14 protein-coding genes and 2 pseudogenes are annotated in these 26,060 nt (G+C 72.5%); 9 read left to right on the forward strand and 7 right to left on the reverse strand.

The genetic code is table 11. From position 1 onward, the window contains the following. The first annotated feature begins 71 nt into the window (after positions 1-71). Positions 72-6,512, forward strand: coding sequence for a type I polyketide synthase (locus tag ABZS71_RS05840; protein WP_356207850.1), 6,441 nt, complete (start codon positions 72-74; stop codon positions 6,510-6,512). Here the strand turns inward: ABZS71_RS05840 and ABZS71_RS05845 are convergent. After that, entirely contained in the window at positions 6,482-7,168 is a 687-nt protein-coding gene (locus ABZS71_RS05845) for a DUF4232 domain-containing protein (RefSeq protein ID WP_356207851.1), read from the reverse strand. The genes ABZS71_RS05840 and ABZS71_RS05845 overlap by 31 nt on opposite strands. Positions 7,169-7,425: 257 nt before the next feature. Between ABZS71_RS05845 and ABZS71_RS05850 the strand changes: the two genes are divergently transcribed. The 3 genes from ABZS71_RS05850 to ABZS71_RS05860 all read left to right on the forward strand — a co-directional run bounded on the left by ABZS71_RS05850 (position 7,426) and on the right by ABZS71_RS05860 (position 9,578). Then, entirely contained in the window at positions 7,426-8,526 is a 1,101-nt protein-coding gene (locus tag ABZS71_RS05850) for a Dyp-type peroxidase (RefSeq protein WP_356207852.1), read from the forward strand. Then, complete coding sequence (locus ABZS71_RS05855; RefSeq protein ID WP_356207853.1) at positions 8,507-9,325, forward strand: family 1 encapsulin nanocompartment shell protein; 819 nt, start codon at positions 8,507-8,509, stop codon at positions 9,323-9,325. Before ABZS71_RS05850 ends, ABZS71_RS05855 begins: the two co-directional genes overlap by 20 nt. Positions 9,326-9,389: 64 nt before the next feature. Then, a complete protein-coding gene (locus ABZS71_RS05860) occupies positions 9,390-9,578 on the forward strand; it encodes a hypothetical protein (protein WP_356207855.1) in 189 nt (62 codons plus the stop codon). Positions 9,579-9,666: 88 nt separating this feature from the next. On the opposite strand, the gene ABZS71_RS05865 is transcribed toward ABZS71_RS05860, so the two are convergent. After that, positions 9,667-10,827, reverse strand: coding sequence for a PP2C family protein-serine/threonine phosphatase (locus ABZS71_RS05865; protein ID WP_356207857.1), 1,161 nt, complete (start codon positions 10,825-10,827; stop codon positions 9,667-9,669). A 258-nt stretch (positions 10,828-11,085) separates the two neighbouring features. Between ABZS71_RS05865 and ABZS71_RS05870 the strand changes: the two are divergent. Both ABZS71_RS05870 and ABZS71_RS05875 read left to right on the forward strand, forming a co-directional pair. Then, positions 11,086-11,513 (forward strand): annotated as a pseudogene (locus ABZS71_RS05870) (aldehyde dehydrogenase family protein); the annotation flags it as partial. 255 nt (positions 11,514-11,768) lie between these two features. Further along, a complete protein-coding gene (locus ABZS71_RS05875; protein WP_356207878.1) occupies positions 11,769-14,462 on the forward strand; it encodes a SpoIIE family protein phosphatase in 2,694 nt (897 codons plus the stop codon). Between the two features lie 405 nt (positions 14,463-14,867). Here the strand turns inward: ABZS71_RS05875 and ABZS71_RS05880 are convergent, their stop codons facing one another. Further along, positions 14,868-15,824 (reverse strand): hypothetical protein, encoded by a 957-nt coding sequence (locus tag ABZS71_RS05880; RefSeq protein WP_356207859.1) that lies wholly within the window; start codon positions 15,822-15,824, stop codon positions 14,868-14,870. 2 nt (positions 15,825-15,826) lie between these two features. Beyond that, positions 15,827-16,216: a hypothetical protein gene (locus ABZS71_RS05885; RefSeq protein WP_355845575.1), complete on the reverse strand. Its 390-nt coding sequence runs from the start codon at positions 16,214-16,216 to the stop codon at positions 15,827-15,829. Positions 16,217-16,339: 123 nt separating this feature from the next. On the opposite strand from ABZS71_RS05885, the gene ABZS71_RS05890 reads away from it, so the two are divergent. Further along, entirely contained in the window at positions 16,340-19,666 is a 3,327-nt protein-coding gene (locus ABZS71_RS05890; protein ID WP_356207860.1) for a CHAT domain-containing protein, read from the forward strand. A gap of 248 nt (positions 19,667-19,914) precedes the next feature. On the opposite strand, the gene ABZS71_RS05895 is transcribed toward ABZS71_RS05890, so the two are convergent. Continuing rightward, a complete protein-coding gene (locus ABZS71_RS05895; protein WP_356207861.1) occupies positions 19,915-21,378 on the reverse strand; it encodes a restriction endonuclease in 1,464 nt (487 codons plus the stop codon). Positions 21,379-22,152: 774 nt separating this feature from the next. On the opposite strand from ABZS71_RS05895, the gene ABZS71_RS05900 reads away from it, so the two are divergent. Next, positions 22,153-23,412, forward strand: a complete 1,260-nt coding sequence (locus ABZS71_RS05900; protein ID WP_356207880.1) for a pyridoxal phosphate-dependent aminotransferase — start codon at positions 22,153-22,155, stop codon at positions 23,410-23,412. Between the two features lie 18 nt (positions 23,413-23,430). Here the strand turns inward: ABZS71_RS05900 and ABZS71_RS05905 are convergent, their stop codons facing one another. Continuing rightward, positions 23,431-24,333, reverse strand: a complete 903-nt coding sequence (locus ABZS71_RS05905) for a MurR/RpiR family transcriptional regulator (RefSeq protein WP_356207863.1) — start codon at positions 24,331-24,333, stop codon at positions 23,431-23,433. 255 nt (positions 24,334-24,588) lie between these two features. Between ABZS71_RS05905 and ABZS71_RS05910 the strand changes: the two genes are divergently transcribed. After that, the gene (locus ABZS71_RS05910; protein WP_356207864.1) at positions 24,589-26,004 is read left to right on the forward strand and encodes an amino acid permease; all 1,416 of its coding nucleotides are present in this window, start codon (positions 24,589-24,591) and stop codon (positions 26,002-26,004) included. On the opposite strand, the pseudogene ABZS71_RS05915 reads toward ABZS71_RS05910, so the two are convergent. After that, positions 25,960-26,060: pseudogene (locus ABZS71_RS05915) on the reverse strand (IS5/IS1182 family transposase); the annotation flags it as partial. The gene ABZS71_RS05910 and the pseudogene ABZS71_RS05915 sit on opposite strands and share 45 nt — an antisense overlap.

Raw genomic sequence — 26,060 nt, forward strand, 5'->3', positions numbered from 1 at the left:
CCGGCACCCGGCCGCGATCCCCCGGCCCACACGGCCCCACCCCCGGCCGAGCACGACCTACGGAGACCCCGATGAGTCAGGACACACCCGCATCCCGCCGACCCCCCGGCCGCATAGCGGTGGTCGGCATGGGCTGCCGGCTTCCCGGTGACATCGACTCGCCCGCCGCCCTGTGGCATCTGCTGACCGAAGGCCGCGACGCGGTCACCGAACTCCCCGCCGAACGGGCCGAACTCTGGCCGGCGGACCGCCCCACGGACACCACCCGGTCCGGCACCACCCGGTCCGGCACCGGCGTGCCCGCCCACGGCGGATACCTGCGCGACGTATCCGGCTTCGACGCCGACTTCTTCGGCGTCTCCGGCCGCGAGGCCGACGTCCTCGACCCCCAGCACCGGCTGCTCCTCGAAGTGGCCTGGGAGGCCCTGGAACACGCCGGAATGCCGCCCGACCGGCTCACCGGCACCTCCACCGGCGTCTTCACCGGGCTCAGCTACAACGACTACATGGACCGCCTCGACCGGCACCCCCGGGAACTCGAGGGCTCCGCCCTGTCCAACGCGCACTGCGTCGCCGCCGGCCGGATCTCCTACCTCCTCGGCCTCCACGGCCCCTGCGTCGCCCTGGACACCGCCTGCTCGTCCTCCCTGGTCGCCGTCCATCTGGCCGCCCAGGCGCTGCGCGCGGGCGAATGCGATCTGGCCCTCGCCGGCGGCGTCACCCTGATGTTCGAACCCAGGATCACGCGCTCGTTCGACCGGATGGGCATGCTCTCGCACACCGGCCACTGCCATGCCTTCGACGCCGCCGCCGACGGCTTCGTACGCGGCGAGGGCTGCGGCATCGTCGTCCTCAAACGCCTCACCGACGCCCTACGGAACCAGGACCGGATCCTGGCCGTGCTGCGCGGCTCGGCCGTCAACCAGGACGGCCGCTCCGACGGGCTCGCCGCGCCCTCGGCCACCGCCCAGCGCGCCCTGTACGAAGAGGCGCTCACCCGCGCCGGAGTCGACGCCGCCGACGTCGGAATGGTCGAGGCCCACGGCACCGGCACCCCGGTCGGCGACCCGGTCGAGTTCTCCAGCCTCGCCGAGGTCTACGGCACCGGCCGCGACCGCTGCGCCCTCGCCTCGGTCAAGACCAACCTGGGCCATCTGGAGCCCGCCGCCGGCGTCACCGGCCTGATCAAGGCCGTCCTGTGCCTGGGCCACGGGCTCATCCCGCCCAATCTGCACTTCACCCGCTGGAACCCGGCCATCGACGCCGAGGGCACCCGCTTCTTCATCCCCCGGGACCTCACCCCCTGGCCGGTGCGCACCGGCCCCCGGCTGGCCGCCGTCTCCTCCTTCGGCTTCTCCGGCACCAACGCCCATGTGCTCCTGGAACAGCCGCCCACCGCACCCGCCCGCCGCCCCGAGCCCCGGCCACCGCTCACCACCCGGACGATCCCGCAGGTCTTCCTCGTACCCGCCGGCTCCCCGGCCGCGCTCCCCGGCGCCGCGCGCCGCATGGCCGACTGGCTGGAGGGCGACGGCGCCGACGTGCCGCTGCGCGACATCGCCCACACCCTCGCCCTGCGCCGCGCCCCGGGCCGCGGCCGGCTCGGCGTCACCACCGCCTCGCGCGGCGAACTCGTCCGCGCCCTCAGGGCGTTCGCCGCGGGCCGGGCCCACCCCGGCGTGGTCACCGGCACCGTGGGCGCCGCCGTCTCCCGGCGGCCGGTGTGGGTGTTCTCCGGGCAGGGTTCGCAGTGGCCCGGCATGGGCCGCGACCTGCTGGAGACCGAGCCGGCCTTCGCCGCCGCCCTCGCCGAGGCCGACGCGCTGATCGCCGCCGAGGCCGGTTTCTCGGTGCTCGACATCGTCCGTACGGGCGAGCCCGTGACCGGCTGCGCACGGGTGCAGCCGGTGCTGTTCGCCCTGCAGACCGCGCTGGCCGCCGCCTGGCGTGCCCACGGCGTCGAACCGGCCGGTGTCATCGGCCACTCCATGGGCGAGATCGCCGCCGCCGTGGTGGCCGGGGCGCTCACCCCGGCCGACGGCGCCAAGGTCATCTGCCGCCGCTCCGCGCTCCTCACCCGGATCGCCGGCCATGGCGCCATGGCCACCGTGGGACTCGGCGCCGACGAGGTACAGGCCGACCTCGAGGCCGCCGGGGCCGCCGGAGCGGTCACCGTCGCGGTCATGGCCGCACCCGGCTCCTCCGTCGTGGCCGGGGACACCGCGCACATCCAGCGGCTCGTCGCCGACTGGGAGACCCGTGGCATCCCCGCCGCCCTCGTCGCCGTGGACGTCGCCTCGCACTCCCCGCAGGTGGACCCCCTGCTGTCCGAACTACGCGAGGTCCTCGCTGATCTGACGCCCCGGCGGCCCGAGGTGTCCTTCTACACCACCGTCCTGGACGACCCGCGCCGCCTCCCCGCCTTCGACGCCGACTACTGGTGCGCCAACCTCCGCCACCCGGTCCGGTTCTCCGCCGCCGTCGCCGCCGCCGCGGCCGACCGCCACCTGGTGTACACCGAGATCTCCCCGCACCCCGTGGTCACCCACCCCGTCATCCGCAGCCTGGCCGGGCTCGTCGAGGACCCCGTCGTCCTGCCCACCCTGCGCCGCGGCGAGGACGAAACGGCCACCTTCCGCACCCAACTGGCCGCGCTGCACTGCGCGGGCGTCCCCGTCGACTGGTCGCGGCTGTACGCGGACGCCGCCCTCGCCGACGTACCCGCCATCACCTTCGACCGCACCCGCCACTGGGCCGACACCACCCTCCCCGCCACCGGTGACCAGCCGGCCGACGGCCGGACGGCCGGCCAACTGCCCGGCGCGCACACCGAAGTGCCCGGCGAACCACTCCGCCACTCCTGGCACGCCCGCACCGGCAGCGCCGCGCTGCCCTGGCTGGACCACCACCGGGTGCACGGCACACCGGTCCTCCCCGGCGCCGCCTCCTACGCCCTCGCCCTCACCGCCGCCTGCGAGGTCTTCGACGCCGCACCCGCCGAGGTCGAGGTCACCGATCTGCACTTCCGCGAACTGCTGCGGATCGCCGACCACACCGACGTCGCCACGACGGTCACCCTCGCCGCCACCGACCGCGCCACCTGCGAGATCTTCGGCCGCGGCGACGACGGCAGCTGGGTACGCCAGGCCACCGCCGTCCTGCGCCGGCTCGCCGTACCACCGCGCTCCCGCGCCGCCTCCGTCCAGACCCTGTCCCTGCGCCACCCGCTCCCCGTGGAGCCCGACGCCCTGTACGCGAACCTGAGGGCCCGGGGCGTGGAACACGGCGACGCGTTCCAGGGCATCACCGACGTCCACGCCTCCCGCTACGGCAACAGCTTCTGGGCCCGGGTACGGATCCCCGAAGCGGCCCGCACACCCGGACACGGCCTGCGCATCCACCCCGTGCTCGTCGACCTGTGCGCCCAACTCCTCATCGCCGGGCTGCTCCAGGAGCCCGACCAGGGGCTCGTCCTGCCCGTACGGATGCAGAGCGTACGCGTCCTCGGTGACCCAGAGACCGCCGTGTACTGCCACGCCCGGCTCGCCGAGGCCACCGCCGGGGCCCTCGTCGGACACATCCGGCTGCTCGACGCGGCCGGCCGCCCCGTCCTGGCCATCGACGGCCTGCGGATCGCCCACCGGACCGCGCCCGAGGCCACCGAGGTCGACCAGTGGTTCCTCGAACTCGGCTGGCAGCGCGCCACCCGGACACCGCCGCCCGCCGCCCGCCGGCCCGGCCGGTGGCTGATCGTCGGCGAGGCCGACGGCACCGCCCGCCCCCTGGCCGACGCCCTGCGCACGGCCGGGGCCACGGCCCGCGTCTGGGACGCGGCCCCGGCCGACGAGGGGCTCGACGCGTTCCGCGACGCCCTCGCCGACCGCCTGGCACGCCCCGGCGCCCGGCCGCGGGCCGTGGTGCTCCTGTGCGGCCCGCGCCCCGCCGAGCACAGCGGCGAGGACGGCCTGCGCCGCACCCGGCGGCTCCTCGCCGCCGCCCAGGCGCTCACCGCCCGCTACCCCGACCCGCCACGCCTGTACGCGGTCACCCGAGGCGCCCGGGCCATCACCCCCGGAGACCTGGCGGACCCCGGACAGAGCGCGGTGCGCGGGCTCGTCCGCGTCCTCGCCTTGGAACACCCCGACCTGCGCACGACCCTGGTGGACACCGACCCGGCCGCACCGCAGGACCCCACCGGCGCCACCGGCGACACCGAGGCACACCGCGCGCGAACCCTCGCCGCCGAACTCCTCGCCGACTGCCCCGAGGACGAGATCGCCCTGCGCGACGGAGCGCGCTACGCCGCCCAGCTGACGTACGCACCGCTCTCCGACGCCGAACGCACCACCGCCGCCGCGCGCACCGTGCGCTGCGGCACCGACGGCTTCCGGCTGCGCGCGGGCCGCCTCGGCGACCTCGGCAGCCTGGAGCTCGCCGCCACCCGGCGGCCCGCCCCCGGGCCCGGCGAGGTGCAACTGCGGGTACTGGCCGCGGGCCTGAACTTCCGCGACGTCCTCACCGCCATGGGCCTGCTCCCCGGCGATCAGGACATCCGCTACCGGCTCGGCTTCGAATGCGCCGGCGAAGTGACCGCCCTCGGGCCGGGCGTCGAACACCTCCGCCCCGGCGACCGCGTGGTGGCCGCCGATGTGCGCGGCGGCGCCTTCGGCTCCTTCGCCGTCGTACCCGCCGACTGCACCGGACCGATCCCCGAGGGCCTCGACCCCGCCACCGCCGCCGGACTGCCGGTCGCGTTCCTCACCGCCTGGTACGCGCTGCGCCACCTCGCCAAGGTCGGCCCGGGGGAGCGGGTGCTGATCCACTCGGCCACCGGCGGCACCGGCCTCGCCGCCATCGCGGTCGCCCGGCTGCTCGGCGCCGAGGTGCTGGCCACCGCGGGCAGCGAGGACAAACGACGCTATCTGCGCGGCATGGGCATCACCCAGGTGATGGACTCCCGGTCGCTCGACTTCCGCGACCAGGTCAAGGAGGCCACCGGGGGCGAAGGGGTCGACGTCGTCCTCAACTCGCTCGCCGGCGCCGCCATCCGGGCCGGACTGGAATCCCTGCGCCCCTTCGGCCGCTTCCTCGAACTGGGCGTCCGCGACATCCTCTCCGACGCCCCGCTCGGACTCCTGCCGCTGCGGCACAACATCACCTTCTCCACCGTGGACCTCATGGAGGTGCAGAACACCCGCCCCCAGGTGTTCACCACCATGCTGCGCGAGGTGCTCGCCGCATTCGCCGCCGGCCGCCTCAAGCCACTGCGCTGCACCACGTTCCCGCTGGCGGACGTCACCGACGCGTTCCGGCAGATGGCAGGCGCCCGCCACATCGGCAAAGTCGTGCTCACCATCCCCCAGGAGGGCGAGACCAGCGCCGTACTGCCCGACGGACCGCTGACCGTACGGGACGGCGGCACCTACATCGTCACCGGCGGCCTGAGCGGCCTCGGCCTCGCCACCGCCCGCTGGCTGGCCGGGCAGGGCGCGGGCCACCTCGTGCTGAACGGCCGCACCGCCCCCTCCACCGCCGCCGCGCAGACCCTCGGCGAACTGTCCGCCGCCGGCACCCGGGTCACCGTCGTCCTCGGCGACATCGGCCGGCTGGGCACGGCCGACCGCCTCGTGGCCGCCGCCACCGCCGACGACCGCGCGCCACTGCGCGGCGTCGTCCACTGCGCCATGGTCCTCGACGACGCGGCGGTCGCCAACATCCGCGAGGACCAGCTGCGCCGGGTGTGGACCCCAAAGGCCACCGGAGCCTGGCGGCTGCACCAGGCCACCGAAGGACACCCACTCGACTGGTTCGCGGTGTTCTCCTCCATGGCCTCGCTGCTCGGCAACCCCGGCCAGGGCGCCTACGCCGCCGCCAACGCCTGGCTGGACGGCTTCGCCGCCTGGCGCTCCGCCCGCGGAGCGCCCACGCTCGCCGTCAACTGGGGCCCGTGGGGCGAGACCGGCGTCGCCACCGGCTTCGCCGACCGCGGCTATCGGACCATCCCCACCGACCAGGGGCTACGGGCATTGAGCACCCTCCTGGCACACCGCCGGGTCCACACCGGTGTCATCCCCGGCGAGCCGGACACCTGGATCCCCGCCACCGGCCGCCACTCGTCCCTGTTCGGCCAGCTCACCCCCGGCGACGAGGACACCACGGCGGCCACCCGGGAGGGCACCGACGACATCCGCGCCCAACTGTCCGCCCTCCCCACAGGTCTCGCCCGCCGCGCCGCGCTGGAGACCTATCTGTCCGACCACATCCGCGCCGTCCTGCGGCTCAGCAGCACCACCCTCGATCCGCAGACCCCCCTCAAATCCCTGGGCTTCGACTCCCTGCTCGCCATGGAGCTGCGGGTACGCCTCGAAGCGGGCCTGAACATCAAGCTCGCGGGCAACTTCGTATGGCAGCACCCGACCGTGGCGGCCCTCGCCGTCGGCCTCGCCCAGCACATGGGCGTGAACCTCGATCTGAGTGCCCATCAGGGGACCCGGCTCGGCGCCCCGGGCTGACCGCCGGTCGCGGTGGGACGGTCCCAGGCGCTCACGCCCAGCTTGCCGGTGGTGCCGAGGTCGATGTCGTCGCGGACCGTCAGAGCCCTGGCCCCACCGCCGTCGGGGGCGATCCGCAGATAGCGCCCGGTGACGGCGGACCTCGTCGAGTCCGTGACCAGGTTCCGCCACACCAACCGCATCACCGCCCGCTCGCCGGGCTTCAGCCGCACCGGCCCGGTGGCGGTGTCGAAACCCTCGATGGTGGCGATGGCCGACGCCCCGTGGCTGACCTCGACCTCCACCGGCTCCAGGTCCTCGTCGAGCACCTGGACGGCCGGATGGCCCTGCACCGTACGGGCGAGCTTGCCGCAGTTCACCAGCGCGACCTCCTGCACCCGCAACCCCATCGCGGCATCGGCCTCCCCCGCCTGGAGCAGCATCCCCGAGGCCGGGCAGACGGGGGGAGGGGTGGGGGCGCTGGGCGAGAGGCCGGCGGGAGTGGACGTGGCGGCGCTGGGTGCGTCGGGTACGGCGGCGACGCCCGACGGCGTCGCGGTACCGCACGCGGTGAGAAGACCGACTGCCGCGAGCGAGCCCAGCGCCGCCACCCGGCTCCGCCGCGCGGCCGACGGGAAAAGGGGCACCCGGGGTGTTCTGGCCGGTCTCGTGTCCATACGGCTCATCCTGCCTCAACCGGGGGCGGAACGAGCCGAGTTCACGGACACCCCGGCTGCACCGGCACGACATCCGCCGTGGCCGCCGGCTCCCCGCTGACCAGGAAGAAACGATTCAATCCGAGGCCGGTCAGCGCGTGCGCAGGATAGGACGATCGACGGCTCACCACCATGGGTGTTCCGGCCCCTCGGATGCGGGGCGTGCGGGCGCGCAGGACAATCGATGAGGACCGGCGCACCGGATGGGCAGGAGGTGGATGTCGATGATCTCTCCCGCCCCGCCGGAGGCGATCCCGCAGCCGGTACTCTCCTCGCTGACCAGCGCGGCCATCTTCCTGGTGGTGACGGTCGACCCGGGCGGTGAGCCCGTCGCGCGCGGCCTGCTCCCCGACGTGCCCGCGCTGCAGCGCGCCGTCGGCTTCCGCGCCCCGAACGGAAGGCTGAGCTGTGTCGTGGGCATCGGCTCCCACGTCTGGGACCGCCTCTTCGCCGGGCCGCGCCCGGCCGAACTGCACCCGCTGCGCGAACTGGCCGGCGCCCGCCACCGCGCGGTGTCCACCCCCGGTGATCTCCTCTTCCATGTCCGGGCCACCCGGCTGGACCTGTGCTTCGGGCTGGCCACCGAAATCATGGACCGGCTGCGTGGCGCCGTCACCGTCCGCGACGAGGTGCACGGCTTCAAGTACTTCGACGTACGGGACCTGCTCGGCTTCGTGGACGGCACCGAGAACCCGGAGGGGCCGGCGGCGAGCGCGGCGGTCCTGATCGGCGACGAGGACGCCGAGTTCACGTGCGGAAGCTATGTGATCGTGCAGAAGTATCTGCACGACCTGCGGGCGTGGAACGCGCTGCCGGTCGAGGCCCAGGAGAAGGTCATCGGCCGGACCAAACTGTCCGACATCGAGCTCGACGACGCCGTCAAGCCCGACGATTCGCATGTCGCGCTGACCACCATCACCGACCCCGACGGCACCGAGCGGCAGATCCTGCGGGACAACATGCCCTTCGGCAGTGCCGGACACGGCGAGTTCGGCACCTACTTCATCGGCTACGCCCGTACCCCCTCCGTCACCGAGCGGATGCTGGAGAACATGTTCCTCGGCAGCCCGCCGGCCACGCACGACCGGATCCTGGACTTCTCCACGGCCGTGACCGGCACGCTGTTCTTCGTGCCCAGCCTCGACTTCCTCGAGAACCCGCCCGATCCGCCCGGGGCGGCCACCGAAGCCATGGCGGACACCGCGATGGGCAACACACCGGCGGCCACCACCCCCGTGGACTCCGCCCCCGCGGCCGACGGCTCGCTCGGGATCGGCAACCTGAACAGGAGCGCCCCCGATGAAGAACCTGCACCGTGAACTGGCCCCCATCTCGGACGCGGCATGGGCCGATCTGGAGGAGGAGGCGCGGCGCACGTTCAAACGCCATGTGGCCGGCCGCAGGATCGTCGATCTGCCCGAGCCGGGCGGTGTCGAGCTGGCGGCCGTCGGCACCGGCCATCAGACGGCCATCGACCCTCCGGGCAAGGGCGTCGTCGCCCACACCCGCCGGTCGGAGCCGGTCGTCGAGCTGCGGGTGCCCTTCACGGTCGACCGCCGCCAGGTCGACTCCGTCGAGCGGGGCGCCAAGGACGCGGACTGGCAGCCGGTGAAGGACGCCGCCCGCAAAATCGCGTTCGCCGAGGACCGCGCGGTGTTCGAGGGCTACCCCGCGGCCGGCATCGCGGGCATCCGCCGGAGCACCTCCAACCCGGAGCTGGCCCTGCCCGCCGAGGTGCGCGACTACCCGGACGCCATCAGCCAGGCCGTGACCACCCTGCGGCTGGCGGGCGTCGGCGGCGCGTACACCCTCGCCCTCAGCGCCGAGGCGTACACCGCCGTGAACGAGACCTCCGACCACGGCTATCCGATCCACAAACACATCGACCGCGTCCTGGACGGCGAGATCATCTGGGCGCCCGCCATCGACGGCGCCTTCCTGCTCTCCACCCGGGGCGGCGACTTCGAACTCCACATCGGCCAGGACGTGTCCATCGGCTATCTGGCCCACGACGACACACGCATCCGCCTCTACTTCCAGGAGACGCTGACCTTTCTGATGTACACGAGCGAAGCCGCGGTGGCCCTCACCGCGGCGCCCGGCGCAAAGCGGACATGACACCGAACGCCCTCCCGGGCGCCCGCGCCTGCGCGGGGCCGTGCGGACCGCGCCGGGGCCGGACTTGGAGAAGGTGACCGACGGCGACACCGATGTCATGCGGGCCAAGCTCTCCACCCTGGAACTTCTCGGCTACAGCCCCGAGTGCCTGGAGGACATCGTGGTCACGCTGGACAGCGAGTACCACGTGATCCGCCCGCTCAGCCGGCGCACCGCCAGGGCGTGTTCCTCTACCTGGTGGCCGACCGCGTAGCGCGTGGACTTGGACGCCGCCCGGGGAAAGATGCGCGAGGTGGCACACCGCCTCGACGTGTGATGCGGCCGGTGCGCCGCAGCCCGGGTCACGACGGCGGCCGGGCGGGGAGCGGGGTGAGCACCAGGATCGCCATATCGTCCTGCCGCTGACCCCCAATCCAGCCGGTGACATCCGCGACGAGCGCGTCCGCCACCTCCGATGCCCCGCGAAAACCGCGACCGGCCAGACCCGTACGGGGCTCGTAGTAGACGCCGTCCCGGTCCCGGGCCTCGGTGACACCGTCGGTCACCAGCAGCAGATAGTCGCCATCGTGAAAGGGGAAGGTGTCGCAGCCCGGCGCGGCACCGCCCTCGGACAGGGCCAGCCCCAGCGGCAGACCCGGCGCCGTCGGCTCCAGGGACCTCACCCGGCCGCCGCTGATCAGATACGGAGGCGGATGGCCCCGATGGTGCAACCGCACACTCCCCTCCTCCGCGCGGATCTCGACCAGTACGGCGGTGGCGAACCGCTCGAGGGCGTCCGGCTGGTCTCCGGCCTCCGCCGCGAACCGGGACAGGGCCCGGTCCAGGTGTTCCCCGAGCTCCCGCAGCGTCGCCACCTGCCCCGCCGCCTCACGGAAGGCACTGGTCACGACGGCCATGGTCGACACCGCGGGCAGCCCCTTGCCCCGTACGTCCCCGATCAGCGCCCGCACCCCGAACGGCGAGCTCTGCACCCCGTAGAAGTCCCCGCCGACCAGCGCCTCCGCGTACGCGCACTCATAGCGGGTGGCGACCGACAACGCCCCCACCCGCGCGGGCGGCGGCGGAAGGACGGCCCGCTGCGCCACCTCGGCGACAGCCTGTACCGCCGCGAAGCGCCGCCCCTGACGACGGACCACCCACTTCAGCCACAGCGCGATCCCGCTGATGAGCGCCACATCCAGAAGGTCCACCAGCAGCGCGATCACCGGGCGGTCCACCAGCACGTCCACGCACACCGACCCCACACACGCGCACACCGCGGTGATCGCCGCGCCCCGGAACGGAAGCACCATGCACGCCACGAGCGGTGCGGCGGCCAGCAGCGGCAACCCGCTGTACGGCACCGGCCCCAGGACATCCGCCAGCACACCGCAGATCAGCAGCAGGCCCGGGACCGTGGCGAGCAGCCCGACCCGGCCGCCATGCAGACCGTCCACCGCCTCGCCGACCGCGCCCCCACGCGCACGGGCGCGTCGGCCCCTGGCCCTCGACCCGTGTGCCATCCGCGCCTCCCGCTCCCATGTCCGGCGTGCGGCGGTAGAGAGGGGCTCTCCCGCCCCTGTACCGCCATACCCGGCCGCGCGGCGCCGGCGCCGCCCACACGCCGCATCACCCCCGATCGGTGGCGGGCGGCGCCGATCAGCCGAGGGGAGCGGCGGGGGACCGGTGCAGGCCCCGGGACAGCACCACACCGGCACCGAGCTCCGCGAACCGCCGCCCGCTTCGCCCGCACCCCGCTCGAGCTCGGCGGCACCAACGCCGCCGACGCCGCCCCCCCCGCTGGCTACGCCGAACCGGCCATCGTCCGCGTCGGCGCCCAGACCGACACCGTCTGCCAGGAGACCTTCGCGCCCATCCACTACGTTCTGACGTACAGCACCGTGACACCCTGGACGAGGCGATTGTCCTCCACAACGACGTGCCCCAGCGCCCGTCGTCCAGCATCTTCACCCGCGACCGGCGGGATGCTGCGGAACACTTCCTCCCCGCCGAGGGCTCCGACTGCGGCATAGCCAACGTCAACATCGGCACCTCCGGCGCCGCAATCGGCGGCGCCTTCGGCGGCGAAAAGGAAACCGGCGGCGGCCGCGAATCCGGCTCCGACGCCTGGCGCGCCTCTGTGCGCTCGGCCACCAACACCATCAACTACTCCCACCACCTCGCCCTCGCCCAGAACGTAAGCTTCCTCAGACCCGGCAGCCGACACGGCAGCCGCTGCCCCGAGGTGCCGCAGGGCGAGGTCTCACCACGCTCCATGCCACCCTCTCCACACCGAGGGCACGCCGTCCACGACCCTCCGTTGAGGGTTTGTATCGGACCCTGGACCTCATGAGCCGACCCCGGGGCCGCCTACTTCTCCTATGGCGGGAAGTGTTAGGAATAGGGGGTGATCGGATTTTTCGGTCGATCGAGGCTTTCCCCGCACGTCCCCTCCCGGTGGCGCCTGCGCTCGCTGTTGGGCGCGCGCAGCATCGCCGGGCAGGTTTTCGCCGTTCAGGCGGTGCTCGTCGCCCTGCTCATCGCCGCGGCGACAACGGTGCTCGTGCTTCAGGCCCGCAACGACAGCCACCAAGAGGCCATCAATCGGTCGACCGCCGTCGCCCAGACCTTCGCCACCGCCCCGGGGACCGCGGCCGCCATGGGCGCGCACGACCCCACCGCCGTACTCCAGCCGCGGACGGAGCAGGCCCGTAAGCGGGCGCACCTCGACTTCGTCGTCGTCGCGAACACCAAGGGCGTCCGCTACACCCACCCCCTGCCGCGCTTCATCGGCAAGGAGCTCATCGCCGACTTCCGGCCCGCGCTGAGGGGCAAGGTCGTCACGGAGACCGTCGAAGGACCCCTCGGCCGTGAGGTGCAGGCCACCGTGCCGGTCATCACCTCCAGCGGAAAGGTCGTCGGCGTGGTCTGCGCGGGGATGACCGCCCAGGATGTGAGCGGTCTGGTCACCCAGCAACTGCCGCTCGTGTTCGGCACCGCGGTCGGGGCGCTCGCCCTCGCCACGGGCGGGACGGCGCTGGTCGGCAGGCGGCTGCAGCGCCAGACCCGGGGGCTCGGCCCCGCCCAGATGACCCGCATGTACGAGCACCACGACGCGGTTCTGCACTCCGTCCGCGAAGGTGTGCTCATCGTCGACGGCCAGGGCCGTCTCGTCCTGGTCAACGACGAGGCCGGCCGGCTGCTCGACCTGCCCCCCGACGCGGAGGGCCGTCATGTCACCGAGCTGGGCCTGGACCCGCGCACCGCCGAGCTGCTGGCCTCGGGCCGTGTGGCCACCGATGAGGTGCATCTGGCCGGGGACCGGCTACTGGCCGTCAACCAGCGTCCCACCGACTGGGGCGGCGGGCTGCCCGGCAGTGTGGCGACCCTGCGCGACACCACCGAGCTGCGTGCGCTGTCGGGCAAGGCGGAGGTGGCGGAGAAGCGTCTGAGGCTGCTCTACGACTCGGGCGCGAAGATCGGCACGTCCCTCGACATCGTCGGGACCGCCGAGGAGCTGACCCGGTTCGCTGTCCCGTGGTTCGCCGACTTCGCCACCGTCGACCTCGTGGATCCGGTCCTGCGCGGCGACGACCCGGCGGGCAGCGCCATGCGCCGCACCGCCGCCAGCGGCATCCGGGCCGACCACCCCTTGTGGCGCATGGGCAAGCTGATCACTTACGTGGGCGCGGCGCCCCAGTCGTTCGTCTTCGGCGCCGGCCGTCCGGTGCTGGAGGCGGATCTGCGGGCCTTCGCGGGGTGGCAGGAGCAGGATCCCGCCCAGGCTTCGAGGGTCGTCAAGTACGGCATCCACTCGATGATCACGGTCCCGCTCCGGGCACGGGATGTCACGCTGGGCATCGCCACCTTCTGGCGTTCGGAGAAACCCGAGCCGTTCGACGAGGAGGACATGGCCCTCATCGAGGAGCTGGTCGCGCGGGCCGCGGTGGCCATCGACAACGCCCGCCGCTACACCCGCGAGCACGCCATGGCGGTCACCCTCCAGCGCAGCCTGCTCCCGCAGGGCCTGCCAGAGCAGGACGCCCTGGACGTGGCGCACCGCTATCTGCCCGCCCAGGCCGGTGTCGGCGGCGACTGGTTCGACGTCATCGCGCTGCCCGGTGCCCGGGTGGCCCTGGTCGTCGGCGACGTCGTCGGCCACGGTCTGCACGCCGCCGCGACCATGGGTCGGCTGCGGACCGCCGTGCACAACTTCTCCGCGCTCGACCTGCCACCCGATGAACTTCTCAGCCACCTCGACGAGCTGGTCACCCGGTTCGACCAGGACCAGGCCGCCGCGGAGACCGACGCCCCCGGGATCACGGGCGCCACCTGTTTGTACGCGGTCTACGACCCCGTCTCCGGCCGCTGCACCCTGGCCCGGGCGGGCCACCCGGGCCCGGCACTGGTCCACCCGGACGCCACGGTCACCTTCCCCGATGTCCCCCTCGCCCCGCCGCTGGGCCTGGGCGGCGAGCCCATCGAGACCGCCGAACTGGACCTGCCCGAGGGCAGCCGGCTGGCCCTTTACACCGACGGACTGGTCGAGGACCGGGGCCGGGACTTCGACACCGGACTCGGCCTTCTGCGCACGGTCCTGGCCGGCCACCCCGACCACGGCCCGGAGGAGACGTGCCGCGCCGTCTTCGAGGCGATGGCCTCCCCGCACCCGAGCGATGACATCGCTCTCCTGGTCGCCCGCACCCGCCTTTTCGCCCCGGATGCGGTGGCCGAGTGGGACATGCCCTCCGATCCCGCTGCCGTTGCCCGCATCCGTACCGAGGCCGCCGAGCGGCTTGCCGCGTGGGGGCTGGAAGAAGTCGCCTTCAGCACCGAGCTGATCCTCAGCGAGTTGATCACCAATGCCATCCGCTACGGATCCGACCCCATCCGCGTCCGCCTGCTGCGCGACCGCAGCCTGATCTGCGAGGTCTCGGACAGCAGCAGCACCTCCCCCCATCTGCGCCGCGCCGCCACCACCGACGAGGGCGGCCGAGGTCTCTTCCTGGTCGCCCAGTTCGCCCAGCGCTGGGGCACCCGCTACACGCCCAACGGCAAAATCATCTGGGCCGAACAGCCCCTGACCACCCCGGCGCCCCACCCGCACGACCACGAAGGCGACGGCCTCCTCGACCAGTGGGACGACACCCCGATCTGAGGCGCTGTGCGGCGTACGGCGGAACTCATGGCCTGCTGCCGCCACGGCCGCTGCTTCGCCGTCCCGGACCACCCCCGGCCGTCAGAACGGCCATGCGTCCCATAGCCTCGCAGCCCGGCCCGGAGGGTCCCACGCTGCTGCAGTCGCGGCGCGGATCCCTGATCCAGCGCTCCCCGACCTCGTCACCGCCGCTTCGCTGCCAGGCGTCCTGGTCCTCGATGGCGAGCTGGTCGTGTGGTCGGGAGACAGGCCGTCCTTCAAGGCGTTGCAGCGTCCTTCGGGACTCTTCCGTCTGCCGTGGGCGAATCCCCTCCAGAGCCGACGACCGGCAGCCCTTCGCCGACCACGACGCGCTCGCGCCCCACGACCCCATAGCACGCCGCAGATGTGAGGAAGCCGGGACCGTCAGTGGGGTGGGTTGCCTTCGGAGGTGGGCGGGGGTGTGCGGGTGCGGAGCTGATGGGTGAGGGCGTCGCCGAGGGTGGGGTCCGCCGGGCCCGTATGGGCGATGCCGAGTTGAGCGGCGAGGTCGGTGGCGTGGAGGCGGGCGGCTGCTTCCAGGAGTTGGGCGTAGGTGTCGGTGGTGGTGCGGATGCGGTATCTGGCGGTCAGGGCGATGGCGGCGGACAGAAGGGCGGCGGGCCACCACCAGATGGTCAGCGGGGCGTAGAGCAGGGCCCACCCGGCCAGGGTGGTGGCGCGGGTGAGGGCTTGTTCGGTGCCGGTGATCTCGGTGCGGGTGGTCTCGGGCAGGGTGAGCCACAGGTGCGGCCACAGGACGGGCAGGTCCAGGTGGTGGTCGCGTTCCAGTCGGATGGCGGTGGCGTGGATGCGGTCGCCGCTCCAGGTGGGCCGGTCCGGGGCCTCGGTGGCGATGCGCAGCATGGCGTGGTGTGCTGCGCGGCGTGGGGTGGGGTCAGCTCGACGCCGGTGGAGGGCCAGGCTGCGAGCGTCGGCGTCTAGTTGTCGCTGGTAGCGGTGTGCGGCGGCCCTCCAACGGGTGTGGCGGCGGATGACGCGCGTGTGGGCCCACTGCCGTAGCAGGCGTGGCCAGGTGCGCCAGTCGGCGGCCAGGGTGGCGTGCTGGACCAATGCCCCCAGGCCCTGGGCGGCCAGGACGGCTGCGGCTGCGATGGCGAGGATCGCGCCGAGCAGGACGGCTTGGCCGCCGTGAGTGGGGGCGGCGGGCGTCTGGGCCCAGTGCGTGATGCGGTCGGCGAGGCGGTGGTAGTCCAGGGCTTGGGTCTGCCCGAGGGTGTGGGCGGCGGTGGCGGTGGCCAGGAAGAGTGCCCCGGGCAGGACGAGCTGCGTCAGCCAGCGCTCGGCGAGTTTCTGTCCGAGAGCGCTGAGGAATCCGTCCACCGCTACAGCGGCTCTGTGCGGAGGGACTGGCCGCTGACGGGGCACGAGGGCGCTTGGGGGCCGTCGGGCCAGCTGTAGCGCGAGCACTGGCCGGTCGGGCACAGCAGCACCCATTCCCTGGGCGTGGCGGGGTCGGCTCCGATCGGGTTCAGGCCCCGTACCCGGCCATGGATGCCGACCGCGTCGCCTGCCGCCAGCAGGGCCTCGTGGACCGCGTCCAGCGGCATGGCGGGATCCTCCCCGGCCTGCAGAGTCGCGACCAGGCGCTCCAGCGGCGCTGTGCCCGCGGGGCTGTGCGTTTGAAGGAGCGTGCGGATGTGCTCCAGTTGTTCGCATACGTAGGCCACGTCCTCGCGCGGTCCCGCGCCGTTGACGTCGTGCTGGTCGGTCACCCCATACCCCCCGTTCGCTGCCGAGGCACCCCGGCGCGGCCATAGTGTCCGAAGTGCCCCAAGCACGGCAACTAGCGGTTTATCTTTCATAGATGACGACTCGGCGCCCACAGGGGAGGGCTCATGGGGACGCGTGAGAAGCTGCTGGCCTCGGTGAGGGACCGGGTGGACCAGGTGGCTGCCACGGGAGAGTGGGCTGCGGTGCTGGAGCCGGCCGTACTCGGCGAGGCGCACGCTCTGGCGGCGTGCGTTGACGGCGACCCGTTTGGTCTGGAAGCCGCGTATGCCCTGGGCTGGCTGCACTACTGCCGTGCCCAGGCTCTCCCCCCTGCACAGGCCGAACGGGAGAAGGAGACCGCGGTCGGCTTCTTCGCGGGGTGCTTCATCGCGGGAGTGGACGACCTGCCGCAGTCACTGCTCGCCCCCGTCGCCGAGCGGGCGGGCCCTGTGGCGATGGACCTGCTGGGGCGCGCATTACCCACCACCATGGATCCGAGAGTTCTCACGGTCACCGTGACCTTGTGGAGACGCATCGCACTTCGCATCGGCGACCACCACCCCCACCGGGCCATGTACCTGTCCAGCCTCGGCTTCGCCCTGCAGTCGCGGTACAGGCGGATGGGGGATCCGGCGGATCTGGACGAGGCCGTCGAAGTGGGCCGGGCCGCCGTGCGAGCTGCCCCCGAGACCCATCCGGACCAGGTCAGGTACTTGGCCAACCTCGGCTTCGCCCTGCAGACGCGGTTCAGCCGGGCCGGGGAGACGGCGGACCTGGAGGAGGCCGTCGAAGTCGCCCGGGCCGCCGTGCGAGCCGCACGTGACAACCACCCCGGCTACGCGGGCAGCCTGTGCAACCTCGGCACCGCCCTGCATGAGCGGTTCAAACGGACCGGGGGACTGAGGGACCTGGAGGAGGCGGTGGAGGCGAGCCGCGCGGCCGTGCGCGCCGCCCCCGCAGGCCACCCCGACCAGGCCACGTTCCTGACCACCCTCTCCAAGGTCCTGCGCGGGCGGTACGGGCAGACCGGACACCTGACGGAGCTGGACGAGGCCGTGGAGGCCGGCCGGGCCGCCGTCCGAACCGTCCCCGACGACCACCCCGGCCAGGCCGCGTACTTGGCCAACCTCGCCATCGCCTTGCAGGAGCGGTTCCAGCGGGCCGGGGAGTTATCCGATGTGGACGAGGCCGTCGAAGCCGGCCGGGCGGCCATGCGGGCCACCCCCGACACGGACCCGGACCATGCGGGCCGTCTGTCCAACGTCGGCCTCGCCCTCTATGAGCGGTTCAAGCGGACCGGTAAGGCGGCGGATCTGGAGGAGGCGGTGGAGGCGGGCCGGGCTGCCGTTCGAGCCACCCCGGCCGGCCACGCCGAGCGGGCAGGCCGTCTGTCCAACCTCAGCAACGTCCTGCGGGCGCGGTACAGGCGGACCGGTAAGGCGGCGGATCTGGAGGAGGCGGTGGAGGCGGGCCGGGCCGCCGTTCGAGCCACCTCGGCCGGCCACCCGGACCACGCCGGCCTCCTGTCCAACCTCGGCATCGTCCTGAAGGAGCGGTTCAAGCACACCCGGGAGACGGCGGTCCTGGACGAGGCCGTCGCAGTGGGCCGATCCGCCGTTCGAACCGCCCCTGACAACCACCCCGACCAGGCCAGGTACCTGACCAACGTCGCCATCGCCCTTGAAGACCGGTCCGAACGTACCGGGGCAGCGAAGGATCTGGACGAGGCGCTCACCCTGTGGGAGCAGGCGGCCGAGGTGGAGACAGCTCCGCCGTGGACGCGTATCCGCGCGGCAAACGCGGCAGCACGCTTGGCCGCTTCCTCAGACCCCGGCCGGGCGGCCGGACTCCTGGAGCGAGCGGTGCTGATGCTGCCAGAAGTGGCGCCACGCCGATTGCGGCGCGCCGACCAGCAGCACGCCCTCAGCAGCAACACCGCCGGCCTCGCTGCCGACGCCGCCGCCCTGGCCCTGGCCGACACCAGCCGCAACGCACAGCAACGAGCCCAACGGGCCCTCAGCCTGGCGGAGGCCGGACGGGCCGTGCTGCTGTCCCAGGCGCTGGAGACCAGAAGTGACCTGACCGACCTGCGCAGCCGGCACCCCGACCTGGCCGAGCGATACTCCGAACTTCGTGAGCTGCTGGACCAGGACCCAGCCGCGGTCACCGCCACCAGCTCCGACGAGTCCAGGGGGATGGGCCGTGCGCGCCACCGCTTGGCGCAGGAGCTGGAGGAACTGCTGGCCCGTATCCGGACCTGCGAGGGGTTCGCCACCTTCGGCCTGCCGCCCACCCTCGACGACCTCCTCGCCGAAGCCGCGCACGGCCCCGTGGTGACGTTCAACATCAGCACCCATCGCAGCGACGCGCTGCTGCTCATCCACGACGGCATCACCTCCTGCCCACTGCCCCAACTCACCCAGGACGCCGTCATCGCCCAAATCCAGACCTTCTACGAGGCACTGGAGGAGACGACCGCGCCCGACGCCGACCGGATCGCCGCTCAGCAGAGGCTGCGCCACGTCCTGGAATGGCTCTGGGAGGCCGCGGCCGAGCCGGCCCTTTCCGCCCTTGCAGCCCTGGGCGAGGCGATCCCCCCGGCCCAGGACGGGCAACCCCTCCCGAGAGTGTGGTGGGCACCGGGCGGACTCCTCGGGCTGCTGCCTCTGCACGCCGCCGGCTTCCACACCGACGCCCCGGGGCACGGCCCCATCCGCCGCACCGTCCTGGACCGGGCGATCTCCTCCTACACCCCCACCATCCGCACCCTGCGCCACGCCCGCCGGCACTGCCCCGAGTCCGGCGGCGACACCCGGTCCCTGATCATCGCCATGCCCACCACTCCCGGCCTCAGCCCACTGCCGCACGTCGCCGAGGAGACCCGCCGAATCCAGCCCCTCCTCCCCCGCCCTGTCCTGCTCACCGAACCCGCCCCCGACGGCACCGCCCTCTCCCCGAGCACCGACACCCCGACCGCGGCCAACGTCCTCGCCCGGCTTCCGCAGTGCGCCATCGCCCACTTCGCCTGCCACGGTGACAACAACCCCATCGATCCGTCCCAGAGCAGGCTGTTCCTGCGCGACCACGCGACCACGCCGTTGACCGTCTCCTCACTCGCCCAGGTCAAGCTCGACTGCGCACAGCTGGCCTACCTCTCCGCCTGCAGCACCGCCAACCACGCAAGCACCGGCCTCCTCGACGAAGCCATCCACCTCACCAGCGCTTTCCAGCTCGCCGGCTTCCCCCACGTCGTCGGGACCCTCTGGCCGATCAACGACCGCCTGGCCGCCGGGATCGCCGAATCCTTTTACACGCACCTGGCCACCGGCCCGGGCGGAACACCAGAGACCGGCCAGGCCGCTACCGCCCTGAGCCACGCCATCAGGGCAGCACGCGACCGCTATCCGGCAACCCCCTCCCTGTGGGCGGCCTACCTCCACGCCGGCGCGTAACCGAACGGTCCGACCCGCCGGGCTCATCTCGGGTTCTTTGGAACCGAGCGGTCCGCCGGGCCCCGGGCGGGTGAGTTGCGGCGAACCGGCCGGGCAGGACAGGTGCGCGCGGAGGTTCCGAAACTCGCAGCGGATCCCACGCGCCGAGACAACGGTCGCCGAGTCTGCCGACCCCGACACGCATTCGTCACCCTACGGGCCTGCGTTTCGTCGCTCCCGGGGGTCAGGGAGCGTGTCGATGTGAGGCTTCATGGCGAGGTGAGATGGTCGAGTGAGGTGGCTGTCACACGACGTCGTCCGTTCTTGGCGGGGGGTGAGACCAGGCCGAGCTGCTCGAGTGCTTCAAGCGCGCGGCGGGCCGCGGACCGTGAGAGGAAGAAGCGCTTCTGCAAGTACGTGATGCCGGCGTTCTGTTCGGTGACGACCTCGTGTGCGATGTCGCGGAGGATTTCGGTTCTCATTCCGGCTGCCTCGGCCTGCCGGTCGAGCGTCATCGCGGTGGGCGCTTCCGGCGTCGGGTCCTCGTCCCGGCCGTGCCCCCGCGATTGCGAGCCGTCGTCCGGTTCGGCTGGTGCGGATTCGGGCGTTACGGGTTCCCCGCTGTCCACGGCTTCCAGCAGCCGCAGCGCGGGCGGGTTCACCGGCTTCGGCGTTCCCTGGAGGTCGTATTGGAAGAGCGCGATGTCGTGCTGTGAGGCCCATGCGGCGGCTTGCGGCGTGTAGCCGGCGAGCGAGAAGAACAGGGCCGTACGCGCCTGGGAGACCGAGACGCCGTAGAGCTGCTGAACCACCGGGCGGCTGGTGGGGCTGCCCTCCATTTTCACCTGTGCCAGGCCCCGTTCGGCGATGATGTCGATCCCTCCGTCCGCGCCCACGGGGGTGGCCGTCGCATCCGTGAAGCCGAGATAGCGCATCCAATCGACGGCGACGAGTTCGGCATCTCGCGCGTCGCGGATCAGCCGTGTCTCGGGTCGGTCTGGCCGAGGCATGGATGCCGGGGGAGCGGCCCCGGCATCTGCCCGGGCCGCGAGGGCGACACGGAGGTCGGGATTGTCACGGAAGGAGAAGGACAGTTCCCCTGCCGACACCCATCCCCAGCGTGGGTCCTCCTTTGCGTCGCACACGTCCTCCGGTTCGGGCTCGAACCGGTACGACGTTCCCTGGTCCGCTACCGCCGCGCCGCGGTCGGTGAGGATCAGCAGGGCAGTACGTCTTCTGCCCTGGTCCGTTATTGATAGCGCCACGCACAGGATGCGTTCGTCCACCGCGATGTGTCTGCGCGCGAGCCGCTCGGCTTGGGCCCGGACCCGAGGGTCGCGAGCGAAACGGGTCCTGGACAGGCAGTACGCGATCGCCTCCTCCTGCGGGGTTCCCCGCTCGGGAAGGCCGCTCAGCAACTCACGCACCGCGCCCCGCAGAGCATCCGCCGCCTCACCCCCCCGACGCTCCGCGTCCCGCTGCGCATCGGTCAGCCGCTGCTCCTCGGCCCGAACGGCAGCCGTCGCCCGCGCGCTGGACAGCCTCTCCTCGTTGGCTCTGTGTCGAGCGGCATTTCGGCGACCCGCCGGACTGACGTGACACACCAAGGCGCCGAGACCGGCGAGAACGAAGACCGCACCGCCGGCTATCAGGGGAGCCGGGGAACCGGACTCGAAATCGGTAAAGAGAACGGTTCCCCCGAAGACAGCGAAGCCGATCGCGGCGAAGAACATGAAGAAGCAGCCGACCAACTCTGTCCGGGCGTCACCAGGCAAGGGCCGCACCGCCTTTCCTGCGGTGTCGCCCGCCCCGACGGCTGGTGAGACCGCTTCCTCTGGCGGCCGCTTGGCTGTCCGGCCAAGCCCGTGGCAGCCACGGCCGTCTCTCTCGTGGTAACCGACAATCCCGTCAGTGACGGGCGCCCGGCGCCCGCAGACGGGACACGTACCGCGACGCATCCCCCATCCCCCCTCTAATCCAAGTGGAGGGACTGTAGCGGAGGACGCGCGCATCAGCACCCGTGCCACCCGGCTACCCCTGCCTCGTGCTTCGAGGTGCCACGGCCGATCAGGCAGTACGGCTGCGCGTCCTCGAAGCAGCCGACGGCACTCGCGTCCAAACCGCTGAACGCGATCGGCGGGGAATCCGACCTCCTAGAAGCCACGGATCGAGTCTCTTTCGATCTTGTAGGTCAGACCCCGGCATGGTGTTGGTAGCACCGGCCGGGTTGTTTGTTGTTGCGAACGCCAGAGCGCGGCAACCGTCCGTGGCAAGTCGGTCACGAAAAGTCATCCGCGTCGGCGTGCGCGGGAGTTGGGTGGGCGGGTGGGTTGTGCCAACTCGCCCTTTCCTCACAAACGGCGCTCGAATCCCGAAGCTCGAAGCCCACGCCCCGCCGAGGCCCCCACCTCTGGCTTGTGTGCAAATTTCGTTGCACGTACCTTGGTAGACGCATGAAGAATTGCATCTTCGGGTGATCACTGTGAAGGAGCCTGCGCGCCGTGACTATGCATTCGGCGACACTTGCCATCAACGAGACGCTGCGGGCCCGCCGCGCCGCCGGAGAGAGGGTGTTGCACCTGGGGTTCGGCGAGGCCGGGCTGCCGGTGCCCGAGTCGGTTGCGGTGGTGCTTGCCGGGGCGGCGCGACGGAACGGGTACGGGCCGGTGGTCGGGTCGGTCGAGGCACGGGAGGCCGCGGCGGGGTGGTTCTCGCGGCGGGGGCTCCAAACCCGGCCGGAACAGGTGCTGTTCGCGCCGGGGAGCAAGGCGCTGCTGTTCGCCCTGCTCGCCACGGTGCCGGGGGATGTGGTCCTGCCCCGCCCCTCGTGGGTCAGTTACGGCGCGCAGGCCGCGCTCGTGGGGAAGCGGACGATCGGCGTACCCATCCCGGCGGAGACGGGCGGCGTGCCGGACGCGGAGCGGTTGGCGGGGGCGCTCGAGGACGCGCGCGGCGCCGGAGCGCGCCCGGGTGCCCTGGTGCTGACCGTGCCGGACAACCCCACCGGCACGGTGGCCCGCGCCGAGCGGGTGCGGGAGGTGTGCGCGATCGCCGAGCGATACGGGCTGGTAGTGATCGCCGACGAGATCTACGCGGAACTGGTCCACGACCCCCACCACGGCCGGGCCCCCAGCGCCACCTCCTACCTGCCCGAGCGCACCGTCGTGACCACGGGCCTGAGCAAGTCGATGGCGCTGGGCGGCTGGCGCGTCGGCTTCGCCCGGGTGCCGGACGGGGCGTGGGGGCAGCGCCTGATGGACCAGTTGACCGGGGTGGCCAGCGAGGTCTGGTCCAGCCTTGCCGCGCCTATGCAGGCCGCCGCGGCGCATGTGCTGCAGGATCCGCCGAAGCTGCTCGGGCACATTGACGACGCGCGCCGTCTGCACGCCACCGTCGCCCGCGCCGTGCACGGGGAGTTCACCACCGCGGGAGCCATCTGCCGCCCCCCTGAGGCGGGTTTCTACCTCTACCCCGACTTCGAGCCGGTGCGCCCGGCGCTCGAGGCTCAGGGCATCGACGGCGGCGCGGCGCTGGCCGGTGCGCTGCTGGAGCGGCACGGGGTGGGGGTGCTGGCCGGGGAAGCGTTCGGCGACGCGCCGCGCGGACTGCGGGCCCGGGTGGCGACCAGCCTGCTCTACGGGGAGTCCGAGACGGAGCGCTGGCAGGCGTTGCGCAGCGACGACCCGCTCTCGCTGCCCTGGATCGCCGCGTCGCTGGAGCATCTGCGCGGCGCGCTGGGTGCGTTGACCGCCCGGAGCGGAGGCTGAGAGGGTGAGGGGCGCGCCTTACCGCTCGCGGCGGGCGTACGCCCCGAACTCCTCCAGCAGCTCCTCCTCCTGCAGCAGGCTCGACCGCGCCTCGTGCCCGCGCCGCTTGGCCACGTCCGCCGCCAGCGCCTGCACCAGCGAGGTGAAGGCGGTCAGCGAGCGCAGCACCGACGGCCCGGCAGCGTCGACGTAGAAGACGTGCTCGGCCGACCCGACCAGCGGCGAGGAGGGGTTGTCGGTCAGGGCCAGGCAGCGGGCTCCGCGCGAGCGGGCCCAGGCGGTGGCGCGAACCGTCTCGGCGCTGTAGCGGTGGATGGAGAGCGCCACGAAGCAGTCCCCCTCCTGCACCCGGCGCAGCTCGTCGGTCAGGGTCCCGGCCCCGCCGGTGACGATCTCCACGTCCTCGCGCAGCATCCGCAGCAGATAGCCGAACAGGTAGGCGGGCGCGTGGCACTTGCGCAGCCCCATCACATGCACCCGGGGGGCGTCGGCCAGCGCCTCGACCGCCGCGTCCCACGTCTCGGGGTCGATACGGGCGAAGGTGCGGGCGATGTTGGCGCGGTCCAGGGCGACCGCGCTCTCCAGCAGATCGCCGCCGTCCGTGCCGAGCTGCTCCAGGCTGTCGTAGCGGCGCAGCAGCTGGGCCTGCTCCCGCAGCCGCACGCGGCACAGCCGGGTCAGACCGGGGTAGCCGTCCAGGCCCAGGCTGGTGGCGAAGCGCACGACGGTGGCCTCGTTGACCCCGACCGCGGAGGCCAGCTCCGAGACCGTCATGAAGGCCACGCCCTCGGGGTCGGCCATCACCCGGTCGGCCAGCAGCCGCTGTGAGGGGGTCAGCGAGGAGCCGCGCTGGTGCAGCGCGGCCAGCAGCTCGTCATACGTCTGCGGCGGAGACTGCGGGGTCTGCGGTACGGGGGCCATGGGGGAATTCTCTCTCGCCGGGAAGGGGCGACGAGGCAGGCCCCACGCACCTCCGAAGCGCCCCCGCGACGACCCCTTGACGTAAAGGGAATTGCAAGCGTACTACCTTGTGCAAGCCAATTTGCAGAACGGGCTCTCGCCGCACTCCGTCCCCCGACGCCAGGAAGCCAGGAAGCGCTCGTGAACACTCCCCTCCGCGAATCTCCCCGCAACAGCGGTCCCGTGCGTCTGCGCGGGGCCCTGGGCAACCGGCAAATGACCATGATTGCCATCGGCGGCGTCATCGGTGCCGGCCTGTTCGTCGGCAGCGGCAAGGCCATCCACCAGGCCGGACCCGCCGTGCTGATCGCCTACGCCGTCATCGGCGCCTTGGTCGTCCTGGTGATGCGCATGCTCGCCGAGATGGCCGTCGCCCAGCCCGAGACGGGCTCCTTCTCCAGCTACGCCGCCCGTGAGCTCGGCCCCTGGGCCGGGCTGTCCGTCGGCTGGCTCTACGCCTACCACTGGTGCGTGGTGATCGGCTTCGAGGCCATCGCCGGAGCCACCATCGTCCACCAGCTCCTGCCGTCGGTGCCCACCTGGCTCGCCGCGCTCGTCGTCATGGCGGCCCTGATCGCGGTCAACGCCACCCGGGTGGAGTCCTTCGGCAGCTTCGAGTTCTGGTTCTCCATGATCAAGGTGGCGGCCATCGTCGCCTTCCTGCTCATCGGGCTCGCCGCGATCCTCGGCGCCGCCCCCGGCACCAGCACCCCCGGCCTCGCCAACCTCACCGGTCACGGCGGCTTCGCCCCGGGCGGCTGGCTCCCGGTCCTCCAGGCGTCCCTGGTCGTCTTCTTCTCCTACTTCGGCACCGAGGCCATCACCATCGCCGCGGGCGAGGCCAAGCACCCCGTCGAGGCCGTCAGGACCGGCATGCGCAGCGTCGTCTGGCGGATCCTGCTCTTCTACATCGGCTCCATCACCGTCGTGGTCACCCTCATCCCCTGGAACGCCACCGCCGTCACCGAGAGCCCCTTCGTGGCCGTCTTGGAACACCTCGGCATCCCGCACGCCGCCCCTGTCATGAATGTGGTCGTCCTGACCGCCGTCCTGTCCTGCCTCAACTCCGGGCTCTACTCGTCCTCGCGCATGCTCTACAGCCTCGCCCGGCGCGCCGAGGCCCCCGCGGCCCTTGCTCGCACCACGAGGAACGGGGTCCCCGTTCCCGCCCTTCTGCTGGCCTCCAGTGTCGGGCTGGCCACGGTCGTGGCCAACTACTTCCTGCCGACCAGCACGGTGTTCGACTTCCTCCTGCAGTCCTCCGGCTCCGTCGCGCTGGTGATCTACCTCAGCATCACCGTCACCCACTTGCGCGGACGCGCGCGGCTGGAGCGCGAGGACCCCGGCGCCCTGACCGTGCGCATGTGGGCCTTCCCCCTTCTCAGCCTGCTCGTCCTGGCCGTGCTGCTCGGCATCTTCGGCGGCATGGCGATCGAGGCCAGCAGCCGCCGGTCGGTCGTACTCACCCTGACCGTCACCGCCGTCGCGGTCATCGCAGGAGCCGTCCATCAGCGACGTGCGCGAAGGGCCCATACGATGGTCAGCAACGACCCAAAAACGTCAGCTAGGGCCTGTTCCAGGTTCGGATCACGCTGGTCGGAGGCTGCGGATCCAGATCACGGCACCGCGTAGGTGGAGTCCGGCGAGGTAGCTGGTGGCGGTCTTGTCGTATCGGGTGGCCAGGCCCC

Source organism: Streptomyces sp. NPDC005393 (assembly GCF_040606675.1).
Classification (GTDB): domain Bacteria; phylum Actinomycetota; class Actinomycetes; order Streptomycetales; family Streptomycetaceae; genus Streptomyces.

Bases quoted from the DNA above. Each gene is read 5' to 3' on its own strand.
- ABZS71_RS05840 (WP_356207850.1), top strand. From the start codon at position 72: ATGAGTCAGGACACACCCGCATCCCGCCGACCCCCCGGCCGCATAGCG.
- ABZS71_RS05845 (WP_356207851.1), bottom strand. From the start codon at position 7,168: ATGGACACGAGACCGGCCAGAACACCCCGGGTGCCCCTTTTCCCGTCG.
- ABZS71_RS05850 (WP_356207852.1), top strand. From the start codon at position 7,426: ATGTCGATGATCTCTCCCGCCCCGCCGGAGGCGATCCCGCAGCCGGTA.
- ABZS71_RS05855 (WP_356207853.1), top strand. From the start codon at position 8,507: ATGAAGAACCTGCACCGTGAACTGGCCCCCATCTCGGACGCGGCATGG.
- ABZS71_RS05865 (WP_356207857.1), bottom strand. From the start codon at position 10,827: ATGGCACACGGGTCGAGGGCCAGGGGCCGACGCGCCCGTGCGCGTGGG.
- ABZS71_RS05890 (WP_356207860.1), top strand. From the start codon at position 16,340: ATGGGGACGCGTGAGAAGCTGCTGGCCTCGGTGAGGGACCGGGTGGAC.
- ABZS71_RS05895 (WP_356207861.1), bottom strand. From the start codon at position 21,378: ATGTTCTTCGCCGCGATCGGCTTCGCTGTCTTCGGGGGAACCGTTCTC.
- ABZS71_RS05900 (WP_356207880.1), top strand. From the start codon at position 22,153: ATGCATTCGGCGACACTTGCCATCAACGAGACGCTGCGGGCCCGCCGC.
- ABZS71_RS05905 (WP_356207863.1), bottom strand. From the start codon at position 24,333: ATGGCCCCCGTACCGCAGACCCCGCAGTCTCCGCCGCAGACGTATGAC.
- ABZS71_RS05910 (WP_356207864.1), top strand. From the start codon at position 24,589: ATGACCATGATTGCCATCGGCGGCGTCATCGGTGCCGGCCTGTTCGTC.